At 37.4% G+C, this 2,814-nt stretch carries 5 protein-coding genes; 4 read left to right on the top strand and 1 reads right to left on the bottom strand.

What is annotated here, in order from left to right:
- Positions 1 to 51: 51 nt before the first annotated feature.
- Positions 52 to 753: a hypothetical protein gene (locus tag ACYQZ0_RS06830; RefSeq protein WP_459775857.1), complete on the top strand. Its 702-nt coding sequence runs from the start codon at positions 52 to 54 to the stop codon at positions 751 to 753.
- A gap of 1 nt (position 754) precedes the next feature.
- Here the strand turns inward: ACYQZ0_RS06830 and ACYQZ0_RS06825 are convergent, their stop codons facing one another.
- Positions 755 to 1,003, bottom strand: coding sequence for a hypothetical protein (locus ACYQZ0_RS06825; RefSeq protein WP_459775856.1), 249 nt, complete (start codon positions 1,001 to 1,003; stop codon positions 755 to 757).
- A gap of 373 nt (positions 1,004 to 1,376) precedes the next feature.
- On the opposite strand from ACYQZ0_RS06825, the gene ACYQZ0_RS06820 reads away from it, so the two are divergent.
- The 3 genes from ACYQZ0_RS06820 to ACYQZ0_RS06810 all read left to right on the top strand — a co-directional run bounded on the left by ACYQZ0_RS06820 (position 1,377) and on the right by ACYQZ0_RS06810 (position 2,344).
- Positions 1,377 to 1,568: a hypothetical protein gene (locus ACYQZ0_RS06820; protein ID WP_459775855.1), complete on the top strand. Its 192-nt coding sequence runs from the start codon at positions 1,377 to 1,379 to the stop codon at positions 1,566 to 1,568.
- 30 nt (positions 1,569 to 1,598) lie between these two features.
- Positions 1,599 to 1,904, top strand: coding sequence for a hypothetical protein (locus tag ACYQZ0_RS06815; protein ID WP_459775854.1), 306 nt, complete (start codon positions 1,599 to 1,601; stop codon positions 1,902 to 1,904).
- Positions 1,905 to 2,014: 110 nt separating this feature from the next.
- Positions 2,015 to 2,344: a hypothetical protein gene (locus ACYQZ0_RS06810; RefSeq protein WP_459775853.1), complete on the top strand. Its 330-nt coding sequence runs from the start codon at positions 2,015 to 2,017 to the stop codon at positions 2,342 to 2,344.
- Positions 2,345 to 2,814 lie beyond the last annotated feature (470 nt).

Below are 2,814 nucleotides of genomic sequence, written 5' to 3'. Positions count from 1 at the left end.
CATAGAGCTAATATCTATTATTCTTCTCCTTTGGAGAAGATTGGTAGGGGGGTGGATGGAGAAAGTGGAAAATCTTACGACTTTATCGTTGAAAGTAGTCAACCAAGTGTTAACTCTTACGATGAAGTGAGTGGGTTTAATAATAAAACAGACGTGTCCGATCGCACGTTTAGGGGTGAGGTCAAGAAAAAGAAACTCGTAAAGTTTTACGGTGAGGAATACGAGGAGAAGAAGGTAAAGCAGATAGCTCCGATGATAAAGGAAAGGACACTTCAATCCCAAACTTGGTGGTTGTTCTTAGCTATTGCTAAGGAGCTGTTTGAGAAGAACGTCCGCGTGGTTCCCGAAGAAGAACACGTCAAGAAGGAGAATGACTTACCTTCAACAAAGCTCCTCAGACTCATTCGCTTCCTCTACGCTCAGAAGTTCAACAAGTGGGACTTTAGCAAGTATCCAAAAATTGAGGAAGTTTTGAAGCTTCCAGGTGGATTGAGGAGACTTAATCTTGGAGGTTGGGGAAGATTTGCAAGACCTTTAATGGAAGTCTTGAGGGAATTTAGATTAATAGACGAGAACACCGAAGTGATACTTCCAAACAAGACCTTTGAGCTACCTCCCTTAGAACCAGAAGAGTTTCCCTTCTTTCGTGTAAACACTCGTTGCGTTCGTTGGAAAGCACAGCTTGAAGAGTGGGATAAGCTCCGTCAAGAAGAGTATTACCCGGAGGACGATGATGAGGATATTCCGTTCTAAATTACTTGATAGGTTTAATAGCGATAATGTAAGACCTGTTAATGGTCAGAACCTCTCCGTTATCAAGTATTAGCTGAACCTCAAACCTAGCTTTAGACCTGAGTATTCCCTCAAGTTTCATAACTGAATTTCCATAGAGAAGATGAAGCTCCACTCTCTGTTTGTGCAGGAAGAGGGAATAGTTATCGTATTCAAACTGAGGTTTGGAAGATTTCTTAGCTTGTGATTTATTCTTTTTCTCTTCGCTCATAGAAAGTATTTTATCTATTAGCACTTTGCTTTTTTCGTGTGAAGAACAAATATCCTATGAAAGCGTATAAAGGTATCAGTCCAAGGAGTGCAATAAGTAGGACAAAATTAATCCTGTCCATAGTATTCCTCTAAAATAGCTCCAGCTACTATATACAATATACCAATCCCTACGAAGAAAATAAAATAAGCGAAATCAATTTGATGGGAAATGAAGGAAAATATAGCGGAAGCTTCCAGAGATATACCTATTCCCTTTGATACCTCACTAATAACTTTAAATTTTAGCTTTTGCATATAAATAATGCTAACTTAAGCGAAATTATGTTATCTCGTGCTCAATCCCTAAAAAAATGTTGAAGTAATTTAAAAGAATGATGCTCTTGGAAGATTGTAAAGTAAAGCTGAACAAAGAAAATTTTGAAAAAGTGATACGAGCTTTCGCTAAGCTAAGGATAAGGTTAAGAAACAATAAGGACTTGGGGAGGAAGGAAAGCATACTGAAGCACGCAGGAAGAATAGGGATAGGAGGAAATGCACTTGAAGACGAGAGGAAGCTTTATTAATTCGTATTAAGGAAAAAGGGGTAAGTCAAGATGGAGAAGTTTCGTGAACTTGAAGAAAAAGCTAAGAAAGTAATGAAAAAATATGGAGCAACTTACACGGGATACGAGTTAGGAGAAGAGGAGGAATATGGAAAGAAAGTGGTCTTTATCGGTGGAAGAATTCCCTATGAACCAAACTATATGGAAAAGGAAAGAAAAATAAAGGAGGAGCTACTTAAGGAACTGAAGGATTTTGACTACGAAGTAATAGTAGGTCTCGTTCCTGAATATCCTTCTGAGGAAGAGAGAATAAGAGTCATAAAAGAAATGCTTGAAGAGTTTAGGTCTATCGCTTAAACAGAAAATTGAAAAGAAAAAAAGAAACTTTCCGTTTTATGATTTACGCAATCTTTCAAAAATCTTTACAATTTCTTTACAATATCTTTACAGGGGGAAGCGTGGATAAGGTGCTTAAGAACTTTAGACTCTCCCAGAAAACAATAGAGGAGCTTAGAGAAATAGCTTCCCTTTTGGGAATTTCGGAAACCGAAGCAGTATCCCGTGCTATTCACTCCTACTACCTTCAACTTAAAGGTGAAGAAGGATACGCAACAAGTGGAGCTATTGTTCCCTTTTCCGAATACAAGAAAACTCAGGAACAATTAAAGCAAGCAATTTACAAGCTTGGGGAGCTTGAAGGAAGATTGAAAGAAAAAGAAGAGCTAATAAAGGAATTAAGAAATCGTATAAAGGAGATTGAAACAAAACCTAAAAGGTGGTGGGAGTTCTGGAAGTGAAATATATCGGTAGTTAACTAAGGATATAGTTATAGCTCACAGCGATATATTCAATGCATAACAGGTGCATACAGCGATATATCACTCGTATATCAAGAGTATATCGTGCGTATATCCTGATATGTAAACGATATACCGACCGTATATGAGTGGTATATCTGGATATATCAGCTCCATACCTCGTTATATGCTCCATATATCGCAAAAATTCTGTTAAAGATATTTATTTCAGTTGTTTTATTAACGATAATAACGCTAATTATTTCATTTTAACTTCAAATAAAATCCATTAAAAGTGAAAAGACTTGACAAAATAAAAAAAAGGGAACAAAATGGATAATGGACGGGAAGCAATGAAATGGATTGGTATTATTCATCTTAGTGTTCTTGACAACTTTCGTCAAGTGAGATTGAGGTGTTAGGGACGGGAACGCTTCCCGTCCCTCGGGACGTAAGTCCCGAGCTAAAAC

This window comes from Aquifex pyrophilus (assembly GCF_054656935.1).
The sequence above is the reverse complement of the archived record's forward strand: the minus strand, read 5'-3'. Positions and strand labels throughout refer to the sequence as shown.

Excerpts from the sequence above, each read along its gene's own strand:
- ACYQZ0_RS06825 (WP_459775856.1), bottom strand. The coding sequence starts at position 1,003 with ATGAGCGAAGAGAAAAAGAATAAATCACAAGCTAAGAAATCTTCCAAA.
- ACYQZ0_RS06820 (WP_459775855.1), top strand. The coding sequence starts at position 1,377 with ATGATGCTCTTGGAAGATTGTAAAGTAAAGCTGAACAAAGAAAATTTT.
- ACYQZ0_RS06815 (WP_459775854.1), top strand. The coding sequence starts at position 1,599 with ATGGAGAAGTTTCGTGAACTTGAAGAAAAAGCTAAGAAAGTAATGAAA.